General features: G+C 28.3%; 22 protein-coding genes. 2 read left to right on the top strand and 20 right to left on the bottom strand.

Annotation, left to right across the window (positions count from 1 at the left end):
- Nucleotides 1-11: 11 nt before the first annotated feature.
- The 3 genes from pbp4b to ACH36K_RS05395 all read right to left on the bottom strand — a co-directional run bounded on the left by pbp4b (nucleotide 12) and on the right by ACH36K_RS05395 (nucleotide 5,915).
- Complete coding sequence (gene pbp4b / locus ACH36K_RS05405; protein WP_411169933.1) at nucleotides 12-5,234, bottom strand: penicillin binding protein PBP4B; 5,223 nt, start codon at nucleotides 5,232-5,234, stop codon at nucleotides 12-14.
- Nucleotides 5,235-5,668: 434 nt separating this feature from the next.
- On the bottom strand, nucleotides 5,669-5,752 hold the full coding sequence (locus tag ACH36K_RS05400) for a hypothetical protein (RefSeq protein ID WP_411170656.1): 84 nt from the start codon (nucleotides 5,750-5,752) through the stop codon (nucleotides 5,669-5,671).
- A gap of 13 nt (nucleotides 5,753-5,765) precedes the next feature.
- A complete protein-coding gene (locus ACH36K_RS05395; RefSeq protein WP_411169932.1) occupies nucleotides 5,766-5,915 on the bottom strand; it encodes a hypothetical protein in 150 nt (49 codons plus the stop codon).
- A 389-nt stretch (nucleotides 5,916-6,304) separates the two neighbouring features.
- Between ACH36K_RS05395 and fba the strand changes: the two genes are divergently transcribed.
- Nucleotides 6,305-7,168, top strand: a complete 864-nt coding sequence (gene fba / locus ACH36K_RS05390; RefSeq protein ID WP_411169931.1) for a class II fructose-1,6-bisphosphate aldolase — start codon at nucleotides 6,305-6,307, stop codon at nucleotides 7,166-7,168.
- 113 nt (nucleotides 7,169-7,281) lie between these two features.
- On the opposite strand, the gene ACH36K_RS05385 is transcribed toward fba, so the two are convergent.
- Nucleotides 7,282-8,097 carry a ZIP family metal transporter gene (locus tag ACH36K_RS05385; RefSeq protein ID WP_411169930.1) on the bottom strand — a complete coding sequence of 272 codons (816 nt, stop codon included), beginning with the start codon at nucleotides 8,095-8,097 and terminating at the stop codon, nucleotides 7,282-7,284.
- A 95-nt stretch (nucleotides 8,098-8,192) separates the two neighbouring features.
- Nucleotides 8,193-8,753 carry a class IV adenylate cyclase gene (locus ACH36K_RS05380; RefSeq protein WP_411169929.1) on the bottom strand — a complete coding sequence of 187 codons (561 nt, stop codon included), beginning with the start codon at nucleotides 8,751-8,753 and terminating at the stop codon, nucleotides 8,193-8,195.
- Between the two features lie 333 nt (nucleotides 8,754-9,086).
- On the opposite strand from ACH36K_RS05380, the gene ACH36K_RS05375 reads away from it, so the two are divergent.
- Nucleotides 9,087-10,133 (top strand): HD-GYP domain-containing protein, encoded by a 1,047-nt coding sequence (locus ACH36K_RS05375; protein WP_411169928.1) that lies wholly within the window; start codon nucleotides 9,087-9,089, stop codon nucleotides 10,131-10,133.
- Between the two features lie 211 nt (nucleotides 10,134-10,344).
- On the opposite strand, the gene aroF is transcribed toward ACH36K_RS05375, so the two are convergent.
- From aroF to ACH36K_RS05300, 15 genes are all read right to left on the bottom strand, one after another.
- Nucleotides 10,345-11,367, bottom strand: a complete 1,023-nt coding sequence (aroF, locus tag ACH36K_RS05370; RefSeq protein ID WP_411169927.1) for a 3-deoxy-7-phosphoheptulonate synthase — start codon at nucleotides 11,365-11,367, stop codon at nucleotides 10,345-10,347.
- A gap of 46 nt (nucleotides 11,368-11,413) precedes the next feature.
- Entirely contained in the window at nucleotides 11,414-11,845 is a 432-nt protein-coding gene (gene aroQ, locus ACH36K_RS05365; RefSeq protein WP_411169926.1) for a type II 3-dehydroquinate dehydratase, read from the bottom strand.
- 123 nt (nucleotides 11,846-11,968) lie between these two features.
- A complete protein-coding gene (locus ACH36K_RS05360; protein WP_411169925.1) occupies nucleotides 11,969-12,469 on the bottom strand; it encodes a shikimate kinase in 501 nt (166 codons plus the stop codon).
- A 17-nt stretch (nucleotides 12,470-12,486) separates the two neighbouring features.
- Nucleotides 12,487-13,296, bottom strand: coding sequence for a shikimate dehydrogenase (gene aroE, locus ACH36K_RS05355; protein ID WP_411169924.1), 810 nt, complete (start codon nucleotides 13,294-13,296; stop codon nucleotides 12,487-12,489).
- A 120-nt stretch (nucleotides 13,297-13,416) separates the two neighbouring features.
- Nucleotides 13,417-13,833: a GNAT family N-acetyltransferase gene (locus ACH36K_RS05350; protein ID WP_411169923.1), complete on the bottom strand. Its 417-nt coding sequence runs from the start codon at nucleotides 13,831-13,833 to the stop codon at nucleotides 13,417-13,419.
- Nucleotides 13,834-14,137: 304 nt separating this feature from the next.
- Nucleotides 14,138-14,428 carry a chorismate mutase gene (locus tag ACH36K_RS05345; RefSeq protein ID WP_411169922.1) on the bottom strand — a complete coding sequence of 97 codons (291 nt, stop codon included), beginning with the start codon at nucleotides 14,426-14,428 and terminating at the stop codon, nucleotides 14,138-14,140.
- A gap of 2 nt (nucleotides 14,429-14,430) precedes the next feature.
- Nucleotides 14,431-15,513 (bottom strand): chorismate synthase, encoded by a 1,083-nt coding sequence (aroC, locus tag ACH36K_RS05340; protein ID WP_411169921.1) that lies wholly within the window; start codon nucleotides 15,511-15,513, stop codon nucleotides 14,431-14,433.
- Nucleotides 15,491-16,786, bottom strand: a complete 1,296-nt coding sequence (aroA, locus tag ACH36K_RS05335) for a 3-phosphoshikimate 1-carboxyvinyltransferase (protein ID WP_411169920.1) — start codon at nucleotides 16,784-16,786, stop codon at nucleotides 15,491-15,493. Before aroA ends, aroC begins: the two co-directional genes overlap by 23 nt.
- A gap of 91 nt (nucleotides 16,787-16,877) precedes the next feature.
- A complete protein-coding gene (aroB, locus tag ACH36K_RS05330; protein WP_411169919.1) occupies nucleotides 16,878-17,927 on the bottom strand; it encodes a 3-dehydroquinate synthase in 1,050 nt (349 codons plus the stop codon).
- A gap of 64 nt (nucleotides 17,928-17,991) precedes the next feature.
- A complete protein-coding gene (gene cls / locus ACH36K_RS05325; protein WP_411169918.1) occupies nucleotides 17,992-19,419 on the bottom strand; it encodes a cardiolipin synthase in 1,428 nt (475 codons plus the stop codon).
- Nucleotides 19,420-19,647: 228 nt separating this feature from the next.
- Nucleotides 19,648-20,196 (bottom strand): NADH peroxidase, encoded by a 549-nt coding sequence (locus ACH36K_RS05320; protein WP_411168699.1) that lies wholly within the window; start codon nucleotides 20,194-20,196, stop codon nucleotides 19,648-19,650.
- 260 nt (nucleotides 20,197-20,456) lie between these two features.
- Nucleotides 20,457-21,404 (bottom strand): siderophore ABC transporter substrate-binding protein, encoded by a 948-nt coding sequence (locus tag ACH36K_RS05315; RefSeq protein WP_411169917.1) that lies wholly within the window; start codon nucleotides 21,402-21,404, stop codon nucleotides 20,457-20,459.
- Nucleotides 21,405-21,445: 41 nt separating this feature from the next.
- Nucleotides 21,446-22,201: an ABC transporter ATP-binding protein gene (locus ACH36K_RS05310; RefSeq protein ID WP_411169916.1), complete on the bottom strand. Its 756-nt coding sequence runs from the start codon at nucleotides 22,199-22,201 to the stop codon at nucleotides 21,446-21,448.
- A complete protein-coding gene (locus ACH36K_RS05305; protein WP_411169915.1) occupies nucleotides 22,198-23,151 on the bottom strand; it encodes an iron chelate uptake ABC transporter family permease subunit in 954 nt (317 codons plus the stop codon). Before ACH36K_RS05305 ends, ACH36K_RS05310 begins: the two co-directional genes overlap by 4 nt.
- The gene (locus ACH36K_RS05300) at nucleotides 23,151-24,086 is read right to left on the bottom strand and encodes an ABC transporter permease (RefSeq protein WP_411169914.1); all 936 of its coding nucleotides are present in this window, start codon (nucleotides 24,084-24,086) and stop codon (nucleotides 23,151-23,153) included. Before ACH36K_RS05300 ends, ACH36K_RS05305 begins: the two co-directional genes overlap by 1 nt.
- Nucleotides 24,087-24,106: the final 20 nt, after the last annotated feature.

The raw sequence follows: 24,106 nt of genomic DNA, 5'->3' as shown, positions 1-24,106 counted from the left end.
TTGTTTTTTATCTATTGTTGTACTTTCCTTTTTCTGATTATATATATACCTATTGCTATTATTAATATTCCAATACTACCTAATACTATAGGTGAGTTTCCTCCTGTACTTGGTAAATTAGAATTACCTTTGCCAACGTCACTATTATTACCATTATTTTCATTACTGCTATTTGTGTTATTATTATTTGTTGTTGTATCCTCTTGTTCTTTGTTATCATCTTCATTTCCTGAGTTTCCAGAACCATTACCATTAGATGAATCTTTTAATACAAGTGATTCTATTGAATTATTTAAATTATTTGTTGCATTATTTACAACAGCTTGATTATCTATTGATATATTTTTATCTTCCATAATTGTTTTAGCTTCATTTAAAGCTTTATTAAATCTTTCCAAGCTCTCACTTGTGTACTTATTAACATCAATACCTACTGCTTTATCAATTATATTTTTAAGCTCGCTCTTATCAGCTACTTTTATAAGTGCTTCTAAAGCCTTATTCAAATTTTCTACTGCAACATTAACTTCTTCTTGAGTAACTTCTTCATTATCTTTTACACTATTTGCTACTTCTAATGCTTCTAAAAGACTTGTTTTACTATTTTCAGTATATTCATTTAAATTAACTTTTTCTGCAGATATAATTGTGTTATAAAGACTAGACTTATCTGCCTTTAACTCTAATTTCATCATAGAATTATATAGAGTTTTGTAAGCTTCATATATTTCAAATTCTGATACTTCTTCTAACTCTAAAATAACTTTTGCATTAGCTAAAGCATTTTTAAATTCATCCTGGCCTTTGCTTAGATATCTATCTAACTTAATAGCTTCAGCCAGTTTTACTATATCATCAAGAGTGTTTTTATCTCCAATTGGAAGACCTATCTTTCTATATTCTTCTAAAATATTATTATATCCTTGTGCAACTTCTTGTATACTTGAATCCTTATTCTCATATATAGCTAATGCCTCTTTTATAGCTTTATTAAATGAATTCTTAAATTCTTCATCTACGTTATCTAATTTTCCCTCTTTAATCTTAGATCTAGCATCTTCAATTGCTTTATTAAGATTAGTTTTATCTATTTTAACTAATTCATCTTTTGCTAGATTTAATTCATTATAAGCATTAACAAGTTCATCTTTCTTAGCTTCATTTCCCATACTAGATACTTTCACAGCATTTTCATAAGCTTGAACAAGCTTATTCCAAGTAGTAGTTTGATAATGAATGTGATTTGCTATATCTTGTCCCTTATCAATTATAACTTTTGAATCTTTAATAGCATTATTTAATTGTTCTATTTCAACACTATACTTTGGAAGTTCTACTGGTGTACCACCAAGAGCTACAATTCTTTCATTAAATTTAATTATTTGTTGTCTATCATTTTCAATGTCTAATTTAGCAACTGCTTCTTCAGCATAAGCTAAATTTGCAGCAGTTTTTCTTTGCTCTGCTCTTGTAATAACAGTATCAACCTTAGAATAAACAGATTTTAATACAGCTTTACCTAAATAGCTTTTAGAATCATATAGCTTTAAATTTTCAGCTACCATTTGAGCAATATTTGCATCTACTGCATCATCATTGTTATGAATAATAGATTCATAAACAAGTGTTGGTATTGTACCAAGAGTTGCTGTAGTGAATTTATTTCCAATGAAAGTATTAGCATTTATAGTATTATCTATAACTGGTGAGTTAATTTTATTTGTTAATAAAGCAACTACTAAATTACTTTCAGGATCTATAACAGTTAAGGTACCCGTCCATCCTTGATGTCCAAAAGTATTACTAGATGATTGTGTACCAAAATACCATAATCTACCGTTATCTCCTTCTCTCCACCAACCTAATCCCCAAACTGGACTAGAAGCCTTTCTCTTTGTAAATTCTTCTATAGTATTTTTAGAGAAGACTTTATTATTTCCATATCCACCATCGTTAAGCATAACTTGAGCTAATTTAGCTAAATCTTCAGCATTTGCAAATAATCCTGCATGTCCTGAAACTCCATCCATAGAATAATAAGCTTTTTCATCATGAACTTCGCCTTGAAGTGTATAGTCACGAATATTTTCAAAACTTATAGCTCCATCTCTTGTATTTCCATTAAGTTCAGTTGCTGCTATATCATCCTTTTCAAATCCCTTTTGTAATGGATTATATACTATATTGTTTAATCCTAACGGCTTATAGAATGTATTCTCTACATACTCATCTAGAGCCACTCCTGTAACCTTCTCAAGAATAAGTCCTAAAAGCATATAATCTACATCAGAATATACAGTCTTTGTTCCTGGTTCGTATTGTAGAGGGGTCTTTAATACCATTTCCAAAGTAGTAGCTTTATCTTGTGAATATAAAGGATTATCTACATTTTTATCAGGCTTTTGAGTTGCTTGATTAAATTTATTATTATGATATTGTGGATCTGCTGGAAATCCCCCCTGATGTTCTAAAAGATTTTGTATAGTAAGATTATCCTTACCCTTTATTGGATCATTAGCTCCATCTGCAAAGTTGGGAAAATACTTAGTTATCTTATCTGTAATATTTATTCTTCCGTCACTAACAAGCTTTTGAATAGCATAGTTTGTTGCATACATCTTTGTATTTGATGCTAAATCATAAAGAGTTTCAGTTGTAACCTTTGCTGAATCTGTTTTTGGTGTTCCATCTTGGTTATAAGAGTTTACATTACCGTAAGCACTATTTTTAACCATAACACCATCTTTAATAACTGCTAATTGAGCACTTGTGAATCCATACTTAACATCATTATTAATCATAGTATCAATTAAATCCAAGGTACTTTGATTCATTCCGACTGATTCAGCATTGCCTTCTATAACCTCTGGATATGGTATTTTTACTGATATACCATTTTTTATAGCAATATTTTTAGGCTCTATATTTGTAACTTGTATGGTATTTCTTCCATTCTTGGCTACTTGAGAATAATCAACCTCAAAAGTTGTTCCTGAGTTAATAAAAATTTCAGTTGTATCCATTTCAACGCCATTTATAAATATTCTTGCAGATGTAACTCCTTGTGAAGCTTTGATATATACCTTTCCTTGATTTTGATATCCATTGAATGTATATAAGTTATTTACTATTAATGTATCATCAACATATCCTAAGCAATCTGGAAAAGCAATATCTGCCTGCCATTCTGCACTTGGAACTTCTGATAATTTAGATGAAGAAATCTTAGATAAATCCATTTCTACTTCATCACCAACTGTTATATTATCTACTCTAGCCTTTAGTTCATTAATAATAGTTTTATCTGTATCTACTTTGTTTATTTCTTCTATTGCAGCATAGGCATACTCAACAGTAGATTGAACTTTACGTTCTTCTGCTCTTGTTACCATTGTATCAACTACAGAATATGCAGATTTTAAAACTGCTTCTCCTTGATAATTTGAAGGGTTATATAATTTTAATTTTTCTGTTACCATAGTTGCAAGGTTAGCATCTATTGCTTCTTTATTACTATGCTCTGTTGATTCATAAACAAGTGTTGGTACTGTACCAAGAGTTGCTGTAGTAAATTTATTTCCAATGAAAGTATTTGTATTTATAGTATTATCGATAACTGGTGAGTTAATTTTATTTGTTAATAAAACAACTACTAAATTACTTTCAGGATCTATAACAGTTAGGGTACCTGTCCATCCTTGATGTCCAAAAGTATTACTAGATGATTGTGTACCGAAATACCATAACCTACCGTTATCTCCTTCTCTCCACCAACCTAATCCCCAAACTGGACTAGAAGCCTTTCTCTTTGTAAATTCTTCTATAGTATTTTTAGAGAAGACTTTATTATTTCCATATCCACCATCGTTAAGCATAACTTGAGCTAATTTAGCTAAATCTTCAGCATTTGCAAATAATCCTGCATGTCCTGAAACTCCATCCATAGAATAATAAGCTTTTTCATCATGAACTTCACCTTGTAGTGTATAGTCACGAATATTTTCAAAACTTATAGCTCCATCTCTTGTATTTCCATTAAGTTCTGTTGCTGCTATATTATCCTTTTCAAATCCTTTTTGTAATGGGTTATATAATATATTATTTAATCCTAATGGCTTATAGAAAGTTTCTTCTACATATTTATCTAAATCCATTCCAGTTATTTTTTCAACCATGAAACCTAAAAGCATATAGTCAACATCTGAATATACAGTTTTACTACCTGGCTCATATTGAAGTGGTGTCTTTAATATCATTTCTAAAGTGGTAGCCTTATCTTGTGAATATAAAGGATTATCTACATTTTTATCTGGCTTCTGAGTTGCTTGATTAAATTTATTATTATGATATTGTGGATCTGCAGGGAATCCCCCTTGGTGTTCTAATAAATTCTGTATTGTTAAATTAGCTTTTCCTTTTATTGGATCATTAGCTCCATCTACAAATTTGGGAAAATACTTAGTTATCTTATCTGCAATATTTATTTTTCCATCACTAACAAGCTTTTGAATAGCATAGTTTGTTGCATACATCTTTGTATTTGATGCTAGATCATAAAGGGTTTCAGTTGTAACCTTTTCTAAATCTGTCTTTGGTGTTCCATCTTGGTTATAAGAGTTTACATTACCATAAGCACTATTTTTAACCATAACACCATCTTTAATAACTGCTAATTGAGCACTTGTAAATCCATATTTAATATCATTATTGATTATAGTATCGATTAAATCTAAAGTATTTTGATTCATTCCGACTGATTCTGCATTGCCTTCTATAACTTCAGGGTATGGTATTTTTATATTAACTTTACCTGTCTCAGGTACAAAATTTGTAACTTGTATAGTATTTCTATCGTTTACTGAAACATCTGAAAAATCTATTTCATAAGTTGCTCCATTATTTTTGCAAGCTTCGGTAACATCAATTTCTTTACCATTTATAAATACTCTTATGCTTTGCAATCCATCAGTACATGTAATATATAATTTTCCTTGTCCTTTATATCCCTTAAAAGTGTACATATTATTGACTATTAAAGTATCATCTACATAATTTAAGTAATCAGGAAAAGTTATATTAGCTTGTAATCCTGAATCATTAATAGAGCCATCTGACACACTAACATTTCCATAATTAATTTCATTTGCTTTAACTTTTAATGTAGGTACAGATATCATAGATGACATGAATGTTAAAGCCATAGCAATGCTGAATAAATTTTTATTACATTTCAAATTTACCACCTTACCTTCCAATTTATCTCATTTTATGTTATATACTACTTTAATTAATAGTTATCTATATAAATTATGCATTTCTAACATCAGATTCCTTTATAACAAAATAAGCTATGATAAAACTTGCAACTCTTCAGCTTATTTATAATTAATTTATTCTACCTCCCTTCTCTAAAGCCTTAGTCCAAACTTCTATTACATCTGCAATTTGTGGCAAAGCATTTCTTACTGATTAAATTACCTTTTCACCTCCTCAAGATAACGTTTACTTAATATGTATATTTATTTTTTATATGTATTCTATTAAATGGCTTAATATTAGAATCATAATGTTTATTTACAAAGGCAATATATAAACTATCTATTAAATTTAATTGTGCTATTCTAGAAGAACTTACACCTTTTCTAAATATTAATTCTGTTATAGCTACCTACAAATTATAATCTGCTATTTTACCTATAGGAGAACTCTCTGATCTAGTAATTGCAATAATAGTAGCATCAATTTCCTTTATGACCGTTGCACATTTAATTATTTCTTCTATAAGCCCCGAATAACTGATAAATATTACAGTCTACTACAGACTCTGGATTCTTTAATAGATAATTTATTATTTCCCTCTCAGTTTCACTTGACTTATTTATATATTCTTGTAATTCTACAATTACGCTTTTCATAAGGTAATCTCCATCTTCAAATAAATCCTAGCATCTAAAAATTATCTCTTTAATATAATACCATATTATGGAAATTTTATTTAAAAATTTGATTAGTTTTATCATTTTGCTATTTATTTGATGATATTTTCCTTCAAATAATAAATTTAATAAAACTATGATTGAAATTTGTAAAAATAATATTCAAATTTATTTATACTTAAAAATTTTACCTAAATAGTTATAATATTTATGTACTAGAAATTAAATTCTAATTTTTTTGTTTCAATTAAATTTATTTTGAGTTATAATACTATTGACAAGAATAAATATGTAAAGTATATGTTCTTACTAAATTTTAGCTTTACAGCTTAATTATAATAAAATTTAAAGTTATGGAGGTTTATACCATGTTAGTTTCAGCAAAAGAAATGTTAAACAAGGCTAAAGCGGGAAAATACGCTGTTGGTCAATTCAATATCAACAACTTAGAATGGACCAAAGCTATTTTATTAACTGCTCAAGAAAATAATTCACCTGTTATTTTAGGAGTTTCAGAAGGAGCTGCTAAATACATGTGTGGTTTCAAAACTATAGTTTCAATGGTAAACGGAATGATGGAAGAGTTAAAAATCACTGTTCCTGTTGCAATACACCTAGACCATGGTAGCTATGATGGAGCTTTAAAAGCTATGGAAGCTGGATTCTCATCAATAATGTTTGATGGATCTCACTATCCAATAGATGAAAATATAGCTAAAACAACTGAAATGGTTAAATTAACTACTGAAAAAGGAATTTCTTTAGAAGCAGAAGTTGGTTCAATCGGTGGAGAAGAAGACGGAGTTGTAGGTGCTGGTGAAATAGCTGATGCTGCTGAATGTAAAGCAATTGCTGACTTAGGAGTTACTATGTTAGCTGCTGGTATCGGTAATATCCACGGACAATATCCTGAAAACTGGAAGGGATTAAGCTTTGATGCATTAGAAGCTATAAGCAATTCTACTAACAATGTTCCTCTAGTATTACACGGTGGTACTGGAATTCCAGAAGATATGATTAAGAAAGCTATCTCTTTAGGAGTTGCAAAAATCAATGTTAACACTGAGTGTCAATTAGCATTTGCAGAAGGCACTAGAAAATATATTGAAGCTGGAAAAGACCTACAAGGAAAAGGCTTTGACCCAAGAAAGCTTTTAGGTCCAGGATTTGAAGCTATAAAAGCTACAGTTAAAGAAAAAATGGAATTATTCGGATCAGTTAACCAAGCTTAATTCCATAAAATATAAAGGTAGAAACATATTGTTTCTACCTTTTAGTTTATCTAATTTTAAATAACCTTATAGATAAATTTGTATTAACCTTTAATTAAAAATATTAATTTATGTTATCCTAGCGCCACATCTAATACCATCATAACTATAAATCCTAATATTAATCCTAGTGTTGTTAACTTTTTATTTTCCATTGATGCTTCGGGCAATAATTCAGCTCCTACTACAGCAATCATTGCTCCTGCTGAAAATGATAATAGAAATGGTAGAATACTTCTTACTGATAAAGCTGCTATTACTCCTATAACACCAGCTATTGGTTCAACTAGACCTGATGCTTGGCCATATAAAAAACTTTTGGTTCTTGATATTCCTTCTCTTCTTAATGGTAGAGATACTGCTGCTCCTTCTGGAAAATTTTGAAGCCCTATTCCTAATGCTAAAGTCATTGCTGCAATCAAAGATGTACCTGGAATACCAACTGCAACTCCTCCAAATGCAACTCCTACCGCAAGTCCTTCTGGAATATTATGAAGTGTTACAGCTAAAACTAGCAATATACTTTTTTTATACTTTGTTGTTTTTGGCAAGCTTTTCTCATCTTTATTTGCTACTACACCATAAGAATAAGTATCCATTAATTTATCAGCAAATATTAAAAATAACCCGCCTAAGAAAAATCCTACTGCTGGAATCACAAAACCACTATATCCAAGTTCATTACAAAGTTCAATAGCAGGATTTAATAAAGACCAAAAACTAGCTGCAATCATTACTCCAGCTCCAAAGCCTAACATAGTATTTAGTATTTTTTTATCTACTTTTTTAAAGAAAAATACCAGTGATGCTCCCAAAGCTGTAATAAACCAAGTAAATAAAGTTGCAACTAATCCTTGTAAAACAGGGCTAAGTCCACTAAACCAATCCACGTCCTATCCTCCTTAGCATTTAAATTCCTTAATTACAATTTACTAAAGAGGATATCTTTTGGTTACAAATAAATACAAAATATTACATTTATAATTTAAAGGCCTTTACCATCACCTAAGCTCAGTCCCTTTTCTTCTAATATTTCATATATAGTTTTTGATGTGGTGTCGTCTATTGTATAACCAATTAAATCTAATATTTCTTTTAAGCTTTCCTCAGAAGATGTTTCAATCTCTAAATATGGAAATGGACAGAAACTTTCGTCATTTATATCTATTTCAATTAAAGAACCTTTTATCTCATAACTTTCTCTATACTTTTTAATTGACTGCCTAAGTTGCAATCCTAAAGATAAAAGAATTTTATTTGCTGCTTCTTTATCTTCAACTATTGTTTCATTTTCTTCCATAACTTTAAAAGTATCTTGTCTTAACATTTTTTTTGTTGTCATATATATAATTTCTTTATTTGTAATTTTATCATCTGTTATTCTTATTCTTGCATATCCTTTATTATTAAGAAGCCTATTATCCTCAAAGTCATATATATTATTTATTTGATATTCTTCCTTTACCTTAGCTGCTCCAAGCTCTCTAAGTTTCTTTCTAATTTCATCAACATTTATATCAATTATTCTAGTTTCTAATTCTTTCATGAAAATCTACTCCTTTCAAAAATTATATAAGATATTATACCATAGTAAAATTAAAAGCAGATAAGCTTTTATTCTTCCCTACCTTTAATTAAATTATATTAATCTATAGTTTTGTATTATTTAGTTTAATATTTATTATTTTATATTCTTTATAGGCACTACACAAAAAAATAGATATTACCATGTCTATTATTACAAATTTAACCTTATAGTATAAAATTTTTCATTTACTGTCCGAGATTAAATATGTAAGCAATAATTTACATTAATTCTATTAAATTGTATAATTATAGCAATTACATTTATAAAAATTTATTCTGTGAGGTTAAATTAATGAATTTTAAAAAAAAGACTCTAAATATTAGGGATTTAAAAGAAGGTATGGTTACAGCTGATGAAATATTGTCTAATGGTAAAGTTCTTGTAGGAAAAGATAAAGTTCTTACTGAGCATATGTTAAATAAATTAAATTCTCTTTGTACCTTTGATGATATTGAAATATACACCAATGAAAAAGATAATTTTGAGGAAATTCTAGCTTTAAAGGCTGCTGATAAAACCCTTAATAATATATCTATAGATGTTAAACTTATATTTGATAACGTTAAAACCCTTCAATCATATAACACAAATGAAATAAACAAATATGCAAAAAAATTAATGAAAGAACTTAAATTAAATAATAAAATATTAAAAAGTGTAGTATTGCATGGTAGTGGAGATGATTGTATATATAGACATTCTGTTAATGTTGCATCTTTAAGCTATTTATTTGGAAAGTGGCATGGATTAAATGACACTCAATTGCATAATCTTATATATGCTTCTCTGCTTCATGACTTTGGAAAAACTAAAATTGATAAAAAAATATTAAATAAAAAAGGAAAACTTAACAAAGAAGAATTTGAAACAATAAAAACTCATACAACTGTTGGATACAATGAAATAAAAAATATTCCTTTTATAAGTAAATCTGTAATTTATTCAATTTTAATGCACCATGAAAGATGTGATGGTTCTGGATATCCTCTTGGACTTAAAGGTAATCAAATCCATGAATTTGCTAAAATTATAGCTATTTCAGATACATTTGATGCGATAAATTCTAATAGATGTTATAAGAAAAAAAGTAAACCTTTGGAAGCACTTAGGATAATTCAAGAAGAAAGCTTAAATAAACTAGATTATACTCTATGTTGCACATTTCTAAAAGGTATGGCAAATTTCTATACTGGTCAAGAGGTATTATTAAACAATGATTCAAAAGCTAAAATAATACAGATTGATTTAAATAATATTTCTTCACCACTTATATTATGTGAAGATGAATTTATAGACTTAACTAAAACTGATGATTTATACATTGTAGAAATTTTATAAACTACGAATATAAAGGCGAAGATAAATAGATATGTTTCATAAGCATATTCTATTTATCTTCGCCAACTTATATTTCTCCACTTAAAATTATTAAATGAAGAATTCTCCTCATTAATACATGTCATTAGGTTTAATTCACAATTTATTACTTTAGAATATACCTTTAATACCTAAATATCTTACAATAGTTATTCATAATAAATATAATTTCCTAAAGAGTTTTTATTTTTTTCTCTTCTATTTCTGCTAGTATCTTAACTTTATCCATTAAGTTTTTAAATGATTCCGGCTTAATTGATTGTTGTCCATCACTTAAAGCACATTGTGGATTGTTATGTACTTCTATCATAAGACCATCTGCTCCTGCACTTATAGCAGCTTTTGCTAATGGTTCTACAAGGTACCAATATCCAGCTGCATGGCTTGGATCTACTATTACTGGTAAATGTGATTTTCTCTTTACCACAGGAACTGCACTTAAATCTAATGTATTTCTTGTGTAATTTTCAAAGGTTCTTATCCCTCTCTCACAAAGAATTACATTTTCATTACCTTCTGCCATTATGTACTCAGCGGACATTAACCATTCTTCTATAGTAGCTGAAAGTCCTCTTTTTAGTAAAACTGGTTTATTAGTCCTTCCTATTTGCTTTAACAAATCAAAGTTTTGCATATTTCTAGCACCAATTTGAATTATATCAACATCTCTAACAAATACATCTATATAATCAGTTGACATTATTTCCGTTACTATTGGTAATCCAGTTACTTCTCTAGCCTTTTTTAATAATTCTAACCCTTCTAATTCTAGGCCTTGGAAACTATATGGAGATGTCCTTGGCTTAAATGCTCCTCCTCTTAAAAAAGTTGCACCTGATTCCTTAACACTTTTAGCTATTTCAATTATTTGTTCTTCACTTTCAACAGAGCAAGGTCCTGCCATAACAGCTAAGTTATTTCCTCCAATTAAACTTCCCTTTACATCAATTACAGTATCTTCAGGCTTAAATAATCTATTAGCCTTCTTGTATGGTTCTTCAACATTAAGTACCTTATCAACTCCTGGAAATCTTAAAAGTTTATCTGAATCTATTGTTCTAGTTTCTCCAACTACTGCCAATATACAAAATGTAGCTCCTTGTGATAAGTGAACTTCTAACCCTCTACTCTCTAATTCTCTCTTAACCTTCCACACTTCATCTTTATTACAATTTGGATTCATTATAATAATCATCTCTGTCCTCCATGCTACAAAACAATTTAAACTGTAAAATTTAAAATTATTTTTTATTCTTTAATGCTTCCATTGCCATTACATAACCATATTCTTTAAAGCCACAAATTTGACCTATACATGCTGGTGCTATAACTGACTTATGTCTGAATTCTTCTCTTGCATGTATATTTGATAAGTGTACTTCTATAGTATTTATATTTACTGCTTTTATTGCATCAAATATAGCATAACTATAATGAGTATATGCTCCTGGATTTATTATCATTCCGTCATAATTTTCATAATATGCTTTATGAATTGCATTGATTATCTCTCCTTCAATATTGCTTTGAAAAAGTGTTATATCGATATTTCTTTTTTGCCCCTCTTCTTTTATATAATTGCATATATCTTCAAAATTTCTAGTTCCATAAATGCCTTTCTCTCTTATGCCAAGCATATTTAAATTAGGACCATTTATAACTAGTATTCTCATAAAATCGCTCCTTTATATTAAGCTTATAGCTATAAATATATATGATTCTAATTCACTATTAAACTTGCTTTTTGAATTTTAACTATTGATTTCAATTTAAATATAGATAATGTAGAATATTAATTAGAATATATATATATTACTTTTAATTTTATATACAATATCATTTATTGTTCCATCATTAACTATCTTAAAATCACAATATTTATTATATAAATTATATCTTTCTAAATATAAGTTGTAAAGTTTAGACTTACCTTCTGCTAATAACGGCCTTAAATTGATATCAATATCATTAGCTATATCTTCTATTTGTCTGTCAATAAATATAATTACACTATTTCCTTTAAATAACTCTATATTCTTATTTCTTTTAATTACCCCTCCACCAGTTGATATAACAACTTTATTTTTATTGCTTAATTCTGCACAAGCCCTTGTTTCATAATCTCTAAAATACTCTTCATTTATATTGAATAATTCTTTTATAGTTTTATTGGAAATTTCCTCTATATAATTATCCATATCATAAAAATCATAATTTATATTATTTGCTAACGCTTTACCTATAGTCGTTTTCCCACATCCTGGCATACCAATTAGTAAAATTATATCTTTATTCATTTTTGTTCTCCTTTAAACTAAATGAATTTCAATTTTATTTTCTCATATATCTTTTTTATTACTTCCTCTTCTATTTCTTTCTCTTGCCATATCTCTTGACTTTTAACTGCCTGCCCTATAAGCATATAAAGTCCTCCAATGCTTTTCTTTCCTAATGACTTTCCGATACTTAAAAACATAGTTTCAGTTGGATTATATATTAAGTCTACTAAAACATCAAAATTTTTTATTACATATTCACAAACTGGAGTTTTATCTATATTTGGATACATACCAATAGGAGTTGAGTTTATAATTATATCTCCCCTTAAGTCTTCTAATTGGTCGTAACTTATAACTTTAACATTTTCTAAATTAAATTCTCTTTTATCTGGATTTCTACTTACTATATAAACATTACTTATACCATTATCTAAAAGATAATATAAAACTGCCTTACAAGCTCCTCCATTCCCTAATATAACTGCTCTTTTCCCCTCTACATTAATGTCATTAGCTTTTAACATATATCCAAAACCATAATAATCAGTATTATGCCCATATAACTTATTATTCTTTAACCATATGGTATTTATAGCCCCTATTCTCTCTGCCTCTTTGGATATACTGTCTATATGTTTAATTATTTCTTCTTTATATGGTATTGTAACGTTTGCTCCTTTTATTTTTAATATTTTTAAAGCCTTTGTAAACTCTTGAAGGTTTTTCTCTTTAACTTCAAATAACTTATAAGCTCCTTCTCTATCTATTAATTTTAATATTTCACTATGAATTTGAGGCGATAAGCTATGTGAAAGCTTTTCTCCTAATAATCCATAAAACTCCATAATTATGTCTCCTTAAACTATTATTTTAATTTTTATTATAGCATAATCAATTTATTATTTCTTTATAAATAATTAGAGTGATGAACCTGACTAATTTAAGTTAGTTTCACCACTCTTCTATTATTGCAAATTTGTATTTTTCATAAATTTAAAATCATTATCTAATGTAAATCCTTGTCTTTTATAAAATTTAATTTCTTCTTCATTACAGTTTTTATTCGAAGATATAATATAATTTGCCCCTTTACTTTTTTCACTTTTTTCTAGTTCTAACATCAATTGATGTCCTACACCAAGCCCTCTATACTTTTCGTCTACAATTATATCTTCAATTCCAACTACCTTATTAGCTTTTATATCCCCATTTAAATTACTACTAATATAGCCTATAACATCATCATTTAATTGAGCTACAATCATTAAATGATTTCTATCTTCTAAGATAGATTTTACCTTGGAATAATCTATCTTAGAATTAAGCTTATTAATATCATTATAATCATTTAACTCCATCTCTCTAACATCAAAACCCACCATAGAAATTCCCCCCCAGTTTTAGTAAACCTTTTCAAAATATAGTTTTTTAAAAAGACTGTTGTTTTTATACCCTTTTAATTTTTCTGAAAATTCTAATAATTATTCGTATACTAATTATACATCTAAAACTTCCTAATTTCTACTATTTTTTTATGCTCTTCTAATAAAAGCTTTCAAAAGAGAACGTGGACATATGTAAACTCACTTATTCCGTCGCTCCACTCCAAATCAACGCCAACTTACATACATCCACGTACAAACTAAAGCTAAGGAAAGTATAAAGAAAAAATCTAATTTCCCTAATTTAATTGCTAGAATTCTTATCTTCTTTAATTATATTTTCTTGAAGAAGCCTACTTAATTCCATTATATTTTTAAAAAAGCTCTGTGCAAAATTAGAATAATTCTTATTCTTAAGCTTCATTATATTTTTTTCTATAACTTCCTCTTCTCTTTTTCCATTAAAAATTGGTAAACTGTTTTTCTTTTTATAGTCTCCAACTTTAGCTGAAATATCCATCCTTTTCTCAAATAGTGCTATTAGTTCTTTATCAATGGTATCAATTTCTTTTCTATAGTTATCTAACTCATTCATTCCTATTCTATCCCCTTTATTAAATCAAGTAAACCTATTGCTGTCACGGCTTCAATAACTGGTACTGCTCTTTGAACTATACAAGGATCGTGTCTTCCTTCTACTTTTAATTTTACATTTTCTTTAGCTTTTATATCTATTGTATTTTGTTCTTTTATAATAGAGGCTGTAGGCTTTATAGCAACCTTAAATACTATTGGCATTCCATTAGTTATTCCACCTAATATTCCACCATTGTTATTAGTTTTTGTCTTAACCTTATCTTTATCATAATAATATTCATCATTGCACTCTGAACCAAACATATTAGTCATTTCAAAGCCCTTACCAAACTCTATTCCCTTTACAGATGGTACTGAAAATATTAAATGAGCTAATGTAGACTCTACTGAATCAAAAAATGGATTTCCTATCCCTGGATTTATTCCTATAACAGCACACTCTATACTGCCACCAACAGAGTCTCCTTCATATTTTGCTTGTAGTATAGTGTTTTTTATTTTCTCTTCTAGAGAATTATCTATTAATGGTAATTCCTTGCTTCTTAATTCTAATAATTCTTCTTTAGATATATTTATACTATTAAATTCTTTATCAACTACATTCTTTATTGAAGAAATGTGGGCTCCAATAAATATTCCTTTTTCCTCTAATATCTGTTTGCATATAGCTCCAGCAAATACTAGTGGAGCAGTTATTCTCCCTGAAAAGTGCCCTGCCCCTCTATAATCATTAAAACCAGAATATCTTGAATTCCCTGTAAAATCAGCATGACCCGGCCTCATATAATCTTTTGTTTTACTATAATCTTTTGATCTAGTATCACCATTTCTTATTATTGCACAAAGAGGGGTTCCTGTAGTTCTTCCTTGGAAATAACCACTTAATATTTCAGGAAGATCCCTTTCTTTTCTTGCTGTTGATATTTGATTTTTACCTGGAGCTCTTCTTGACATTTCCAAAAGAATTTTTTCCATATCAATTTCAAAGCCTGATGGTAACCCATCTATATTTATTCCTATAGCATTTCCATGGGATTCTCCAAATATAGAAACCTTTATGCTATTCCCCCATATCCCACTCATCTACACTGCCTCCTAGCATTTTAAAATCCTCAAAGAAATTTGGATATGATTTTGCAACACAATCATAATCCTTTATTATTATAGGCTCTTTACACCTAGTTGAGGCTATAGCTAAGCTCATTGCTATTCTATGATCTTTCCAGCTCCAAACTTCAACTCCACCTTCAAATTCATCTATTCCCTCTATTATAACCCCATCTTCTTTTTCTTCTACTTTAGCACCAATCTTATTAAGCTCAGTTGCTATCGCTTTTAGCCTATCGCATTCTTTAATTCTAAGCCTTCCTCCATTTATAATTTCAGTTCTCCCTTTTGCTAAAGCTGCAACTGTTGACAATACTGGAATTATATCAGGACATTGAGATGCATCTATAACAGTTGATATTAATTCATTATCTATAGTGCAATTAATGCTATTTTCATTAACGTGAAATTTAGCACCCATTCTTTCTAATATCTCTATTACTTCCTTATCTCCCTGTAGTGATTTTATATTTAAGTCATCAATTACAACATTTGATCCTAAGGCATCTGCTGAAAGATAAAATGCTGCTTGAGAGTAATCTCCCTCAACTCTATAGTTTCTAGATATATATCTTTGGTTACCTTTAATTATAAACTCTTTATAATTATTATTTTCTATTTCTATTCCAAAATCCTTCATACAAGAAAGAGTTAAATCTATATAACCTTTTGATTCTATATCAGTAGTTATAATTATTTTAGAGTCCCCATCTAGTAAAGGAAGAGAAAATAATAACCCAGTTATAAACTGTGAGCTTATATTCCCTGGCAAAGTAAACTCTCCTGATTTTAGAACACCTTTAACTATCATATTTAATTCGTTCTCAACATAATTATATTTAATTCCCTGTTCTTTAAATATATCAAAATATGTATCTAAAGGTCTTTTTCCTAAGTTACCTTTGCCCACAAATTTAGTAATTCCATCAAATAAAAGAGAAATAGGTATTATAAATCTTAAAGTAGAACCTGATTCATTACAGTCAATAACCCTAACATTACTTTTTATTGAATCTTCTCTATACATTCCACTAACAATCACTTTATCTTCTTCTTTAATAATTGCTGCTCCTAAAGCAATCATTGCATCTATAGTTGCATTAATATCATCTGAGTAATCTATATTCTCTATAGTAGATGTTCCCACTCCAAGAGCTGCACAAATAATAGCTCTGTGTGACATACTCTTTGAGGGAGGCACCTTAACAATTCCATCTAATTTGGATCTTCTTATTTTTAATGTCTTCATAAAACACCGCCCTTATTAATGATTATGGTAATGAAATAACTTTCACTAACTTTATTATATTGTTCTCTTAATTTCTTATTTTCAGATTCTGTTATTCTATAAATATTTTGCTAGTAGTTGTATATATAAAGCTATTCCCTATTTCTTTTAGAAATATTAAATTAAGATTTGCCCCTAAATTCTTCTTATCTAATTCTACTGTCTTAATTATTTCATTAATATTAATATTTAATTCATATGGTAATTGGTATTTAATTAATATACTCTTTATTCTATCTGCTGTACCACCTTTAGTACACTTCAGCTTTTCGCTTAATTTAGTTATTTCATACATTCCTATTGCAATAGCTTCTCCATGTGTATACTTACTATATTTAAAATATTGTTCTATTGCATGACCTATTGTATGACCAAAATTTAAAAGCATTCTTTCTCCAGTATCCTTTTCATCTTTTTCCACAATTTTTGTTTTAATTTTGCAACAATTGTGAATAATGTATTCTATATTGTTTATAACTTCTTTTTTATCTCTATAATTAAATAGCCTTTCAAAAAAATCTTTATCCTCTATACAACCATATTTAATAACTTCAGCCATACCATCATTAAAAACTCTTTCACTTAAAGTTTCTAAAACTATAGGATCTATAATAACCTTCTTTGGATGATAAAAACTACCTACTAAATTTTTTCCCTTATCTAAATCTACTCCTACTTTTCCTCCTACACTGCTATCTACTTGAGCAAGTAAAGTAGTTGGACATTGTACAAATGGTACCCCCCTTAAATAAGTAGATGCAACAAATCCTCCTAAATCTCCAATAACTCCACCACCTAAGGTTATAATTAAATCACTTCTAGTAAATTTAAAATTTAAAAGTTCATCATATATTAAAGGTAAAGTAAAAAAGACTTTTGTTTCTTCCCCTGGATCCAACACTAACTTTTTACATTCATATCCTTCTTGAGTTAATCTATTTAAAATATTGCTACCATAATGCTTATCAACATTTTTATCAGTTAAAATAAAAACTTTATTTCCTTTAAAAGTATCCTTTATTTCATAAGCAATTTTATTTAGCAAACCTTTTTCTATAATAATATCATAGTTACTGTGATTTAAATTTACAGATAACTTCAAAAACATCACCTCTTATAATTAAATTAATTAAAGATTTAATAACACTAACAAAAACTCTTTTACACTACAATATAGGTGCAAGTAACATAATTAAAGCTTCTTTAATTCTTATCCATTTTCCTCTATTGTTATATTCATCCATTGTAACAAGATTACAAACTTCTATATCCTTATAAAAAACTTCTTCTTGTGCTTTAGCAAAAACCTCTTCAAATATAAATGCATTTATTTCAAAATTTAATTGAAAGCTTCTTATATCTAAATTAGCTGTTCCTATGCTACATACATTTCCATCTGCCACTATTGTTTTAGAATGAATAAATCCTTTTTGATATCTATATATTTTTACACCACATTCCATAAGTTCACCCATGTTGGCACTAAGTATCCACTCCATAAAAAAATGATCTGGTTTACCTGGAACCATTATTCTTACATCTACTCCTGATAATCCGGCTATTTTTAAAGCCTCCATCATTGGTTCATCTGGAACTAAATACGGTGTTTGAATATATACATTTTTCTTTGCATTATTAATTATTTTCATATATGCATTTTTTATATACTGCTCTTTATGATCTGGCCCTGATGATATTATTTGCATTCCTACATCACCATACACATCTTGCTTTAGAAAATATTTTTCATAGCTCTTAAGCTCTTCCTCTGATGCATAATCCCAATCTAGTATAAATCTCTTATTCAACTCATTTACAGCTTCACCTTGAATTCTTATATGTGTGTCCCTCCAAAAGTCAAATTGTGTTCCTTTATTTATATACTCATCACCAACATTGAATCCACCTACATATCCTACCATACCATCTATTACCACAATCTTTCTGTGATTTCTATAATTTAAACGTATATTTATATAAGGTAATATTCCTGGAAAAAACATTTCAAATTTTATTCCTAAACTTCTTATATACCTAATATGCTTGCTCCTTATGCTCTTAGATCCCATTCCATCAACTAAGAGTCTAACCTCTACGCCTTCATCTACCTTTTTCTTTAACTCATTTATAATTTTATTTCCTAATTCATCTAATCTAAATATGTAATACTCAATATGTATAAAATGTTTAGCTGATCTTATATCTTCAATTAAATTTCGAAACTTTTCTTCTCCATTTATGTAACTTCTAAGACTATTTCCTGTTGTATAAAGAGATCCTGAATGATTATAATTCATTCTTATTAGATCAACATATTCTTTTGATATTCTTTGAGCTCTTTTTTCTTCTTTAAACTTTTCTAGTAATTCTTTTGACTTCTTTTCATCTGTAACTTTCTTTTCTTTAAATATCTTTTGTCTACTTAAATTTTGACCAAATATCAAATATATTATAAAGCCTGCACCAGGAAGAACTAATAATATTAATAGCCATGCCCAAGTAGTAGTTGGTTCCTTTCTCTCTATAAATATTAAGGATATTGCAGACAAAATATTAATAATATAAGCTATTACTAATAAAATAGATGCATTCATTTTATATCACCTCTATCTGAACTTATTTTATTCTATTATCTTATTATATACATTTTTATAATATTATGAAAGAAATAAGAATTTATATTGCAATTTTCAATTCATTTTTATTATGAATTGTTAAGCTCTTAATCTCTTTATATAAAAATATAAAAAAGAGTTATATCTCTAATGATTTTATTAATCATTAGAGAATAACTCCTTTTTTGAGAATCTATATACTTATAATTAGTTTTGTCCGAAATATCTGTCTAATAATCCTTTGAATGCTTGACCATGTCTAGCTTCATCTTTACACATTTCATGAACTGTGTCGTGAACTGCATCTAAGTTTAATTGTTTAGCTAATGTTGCTAAATCTTTCTTTCCTTGGCAAGCTCCGTGCTCTGCATTTACTCTAGCTTGTAAGTTAGCTTTTGTATCTGCTACTACTACTTCTCCAATTAATTCTGCAAATTTAGCTGCATGTTCTGCTTCTTCAAATGCTATTCTCTTATATGCTTCTGCTACTTCTGGGAATCCTTCTCTGTCTGCTTGTCTTGACATTGCTAAGTACATTCCTACTTCTGTACATTCTCCTACAAAGTTAGCTTGTAATCCTTCCATTACTCTTGGATCTACATCTTTTGCTACTCCAACTCTGTGCTCATCTGCCCATGCTAAGTCTCCTGATTGTTCTACGAACTTATCTGCTCCAACCTTACATACTGGACATTGTGCTGGTGCCATATCCCCTTCATGAACGTATCCACATACTGTACAAACAAATTTCTTCATAATTTAAACTCCTCCTCATTTATATCTTAATTTAATTATAATCTTTTTTTATTTTGTAATTCCTGTTTACATTTATTATTATATAATAATAATTATTAGTTGTAAAGAGTTTTTTATAAAATTTTCTAAAAAAATTGATATAAATAAAAGTAAGACACTTTTATGATTTAAAAGTATCCTACTTTTACAAATAAACTTAAATTTTCTTAACTTAACGTATTTTTTATATAAAGAGATATTTGATGACTAATTATAGAATTTTACTTAAGTGAGTTTTCTATTTCTGTAAGCATTACATCTGTTGACATTAATCCGCTACCACCTATATACCATGCTTGTGGATTTAAATAAACAATGTTGCCTTCTTTATATGCGTCTGTTGTTTTTACTAATTCATTTTCTATAACTTCTTTAGCTGGCTTTTGATTTCCACCTACTACAGCCCCTCTATCCACAACAAATAAATATCCTGGGTTCTTAGCTTTTAAGTATTCATATGAAACATCTTGTCCATGTCCTGACACTTCAATTTTATCGTCAGCAGGAGTGAATCCAAATTTATCATATATCATTCTGTATCTTGATCCTTGTCCAAATACACTTATCTTACTATCACTAACCATTGTAACTAAAGCTGTTTTATTTGTTTCTTTAACTTTTTTATTTAATTCTTCAACTCTTTTGTCTATAGCCTTTAACTTATCTTCAGCTAAATCCTTTTTGCCAAATATAGTTCCTAAAACTTCTACATTTGTCTTTAATGAGCCAAAATGATCTCCATCTTTTGTTCCTAAGAATACTACTGGTGCTATTTTAGCTAGTTCATCATAAAAAGATTCTTGTCTTCCTTCTATTATAATTAAATCTGGTTTTAGTTCGTTTATTTTTTCCATATTAAATTCTTTTAAAGCACCTAAATCAGCATATTTACTATCTTTATACTTTTCTAAATATGATGGTAATGAATTTTTAGGCAACCCAACTGGTTCTACCCCTAATTCAGTCATTATATCTAATGAACCTAAATCTAATACAACTACTCTTTCTGGCTTTAATGGAACTTCTTTTTCTCCCTTTCTATCTACAATTTTAACTGTCTTTTCGACTTGTGTTTGTTTTGTAGATTCACCTTTAAATTTATATACTCCAAAGCCAGCAAGCATTAATACTATTATAATACCTATAATTATTCCTATTTTTTTATTCATTTTAAAATTCCTCCATTTTATAAAAATTTATATTAATTATGTTAAAAATATATACATATTCTTTGATTATTAACTTCTCTTATATTAAAGTTCATCTCATAAAGTTTACTTAAGCTATCCTCTGTAATAATATTTTCCCAGTTGCCATTTTCAACTAATTTCCCATCCTTTAAAGCAACTATATTATCTGAATAGCATGATGCAAAGTTTATGTCATGAATAACTATTATAATTGTTTTACCTAAATCATTAACCATTTTTCTAAGTAGCTTCATCATTTCTGCTGAATGCTTCATATCTAAATTATTTAATGGTTCATCTAAAAGTATATAATCTGTATCTTGAGCTACTATCATAGCTATATAAGCTCTTTGCTTTTGCCCACCACTAAGCTCATCTAAATATTTATCTTGTATATCCGTAAGCTTCATATATTCTAAAGCCTTGTCTACTAAAATTTCATCTTCTTCTTTTAACTTTCCTTCACAATATGGGAACCTTCCAAAGGATACTAATTCTCTAATTGTTAATCTTATATTTATATTGTTACTTTGCTTAAGTATAGATAATTTTTTTGAAAGTTCTTTTGTATCCCATGATTTAAGTTCTTTACCATCTATAAATACCTCTCCTTCATCCATATCCATGAGTCTTGATATTATAGATAGAACTGTGCTTTTTCCTGCACCATTAGGACCTATAAAAGACGTTATTTTTCCTTTTTCTATATTAAAAGAAACATTTTCTAAAACTTTTTTGCTTCCATAACTTTTACTTATATTTTTAACTTTTATCATGCTCTACTCTCCCTTAACAGTAAATTTATAAAATAAACTCCTCCTATGAAGTTAATTATTATTCCCACTGTTGTATTAAAATTAAATACTCTTTCAACTAAAAATTGTCCTCCTACCAAAGCTATAACACTAATTAATATACCTACTATAATTAATTCAGTATGCTTATGGCTTCTTATAATTTCATAAGTTAAATTTACTACTATAATTCCTAAGAAAGTTATTGGTCCAACCAAAGCTGTTGATAAAGATACTAATATCGCTACTATTACTAATATTTTTTTACTAAATTTATCGTAGTCTATGCCTAAATTTATTGCTTGCTCTCTACCTAATGACATAACATCTAGTTTTTTAAAGTCATCATATAAGAATGCAAAAAGTATTAGTATAACTATAATTGATACGAACAGTATCTGTGTATTTACTAAACTAAATGAAGCATATAATCTACTTTGTAATGCATCATATTCGTTAGGATCTATAAGAACTTGAATAAAAGTTGAGAAGCTTCTAAACAAAGTTCCTAGTACTGTTCCTACTAAAAGCAAGAAAAATATATTGTTTTTTCCTTTTTTTAATACAACTTTAAATAATATCATTGCAAGTCCTATCATAATTGTTCCTGATACTATGAAGTTTATAGTTTTGTTAGTCATAAATATAGAGCTTGACCCAAATACGAATACTACAAAACTTTGAACTAAACCATATAATGCATCCAATCCTATTATGCTAGGTGTAATAATTCTATTATTTGTAATAGTTTGAAATAGTATTGATGCTACTGCTATTGTTCCTCCTGCTATTATTATCCCTAAAGCCTTTGGAAGTCTATGTGATAAATTGTAAGTATAGTTATTAGAATTTAATCCCCATACAATATATAAAATCAAAAAAATTACTGCTAGTATAAAAAGTCCCCATATTCTTTTTTTCTTATTTATCATTACTTATTCCTCCTAAATATTAGATAAAGGAATATTATTCCACCAATTACCCCAACTGTTAAATCTATTGGTATTTCATAAGGGAAAATTATTAAACGACTTAATATATCACATGCTAATAAAAAGCTAGATCCTAAAAGTGCAACTAAAGGCATATTATTTTTTAAGTTGTCCCCTTTCCAAATAGATACAATATTAGGGATAATAAGTCCTATAAATGGGATATTTCCAACTGTTATTACAACTAAAGCTGATATTAATGCAACTAATATAACTCCTATATTAGTTACTCTTTTGTAGTTTAGCCCAAGGCTAACTGACATCTCTTCCCCCATACCTGCTAATGTAAACTTATGTACATATGAAAAAGCAATTATTACCAATGGAATACTCAAGTACAATATTTCATAGTTTCCCTTTATTACTGATGAGAAACTACCTTGCATAAAAGCTCCAATATTTTGAGTTAAGTTGTATTTGAATGCAAAGAAATCTGTTATTGAGCCTATTACATTTCCGAGCATTATACCTACTAATGGAATAAAAATTACATTTTTAAATTTTATTTTTTTAAGTATTGCCATAAAAATAAAAGTACCTATTATTGCAAATACAAAAGATAAAAACATTTTTTGCATTATGGTAGCTGAGTTGAACACTATTAATGAAAATAAAACTCCAAGCTTAGCCGAATCAACTGTCGCTGCTGTTGTTGGCGAAATAAATTTATTATTACTTATTTGCTGCATTATAACTCCACTAATGCTCATTCCTATTCCGGCTACTAATATGCTTAACACCCTAGGTATCCTACTTATCATAAGCACTTCTATTTCTTCTGCTCCTATATTAAAAAAATTAATATCTGATACTCCAACAAATAGAGATATTACTGATAATATAATAGTAGTTGCTATTAAAGATTTCTTAGTCATATACTCACTCCTGTTATTTG

Source organism: Clostridium sp. MB05, from assembly GCF_046581255.1.
Taxonomy (GTDB): Bacteria; Bacillota; Clostridia; order Clostridiales; family Clostridiaceae; genus Clostridium.
Note: the sequence above shows the minus strand (reverse complement) of the source record. Positions and strands in the feature narration are given on the sequence as shown.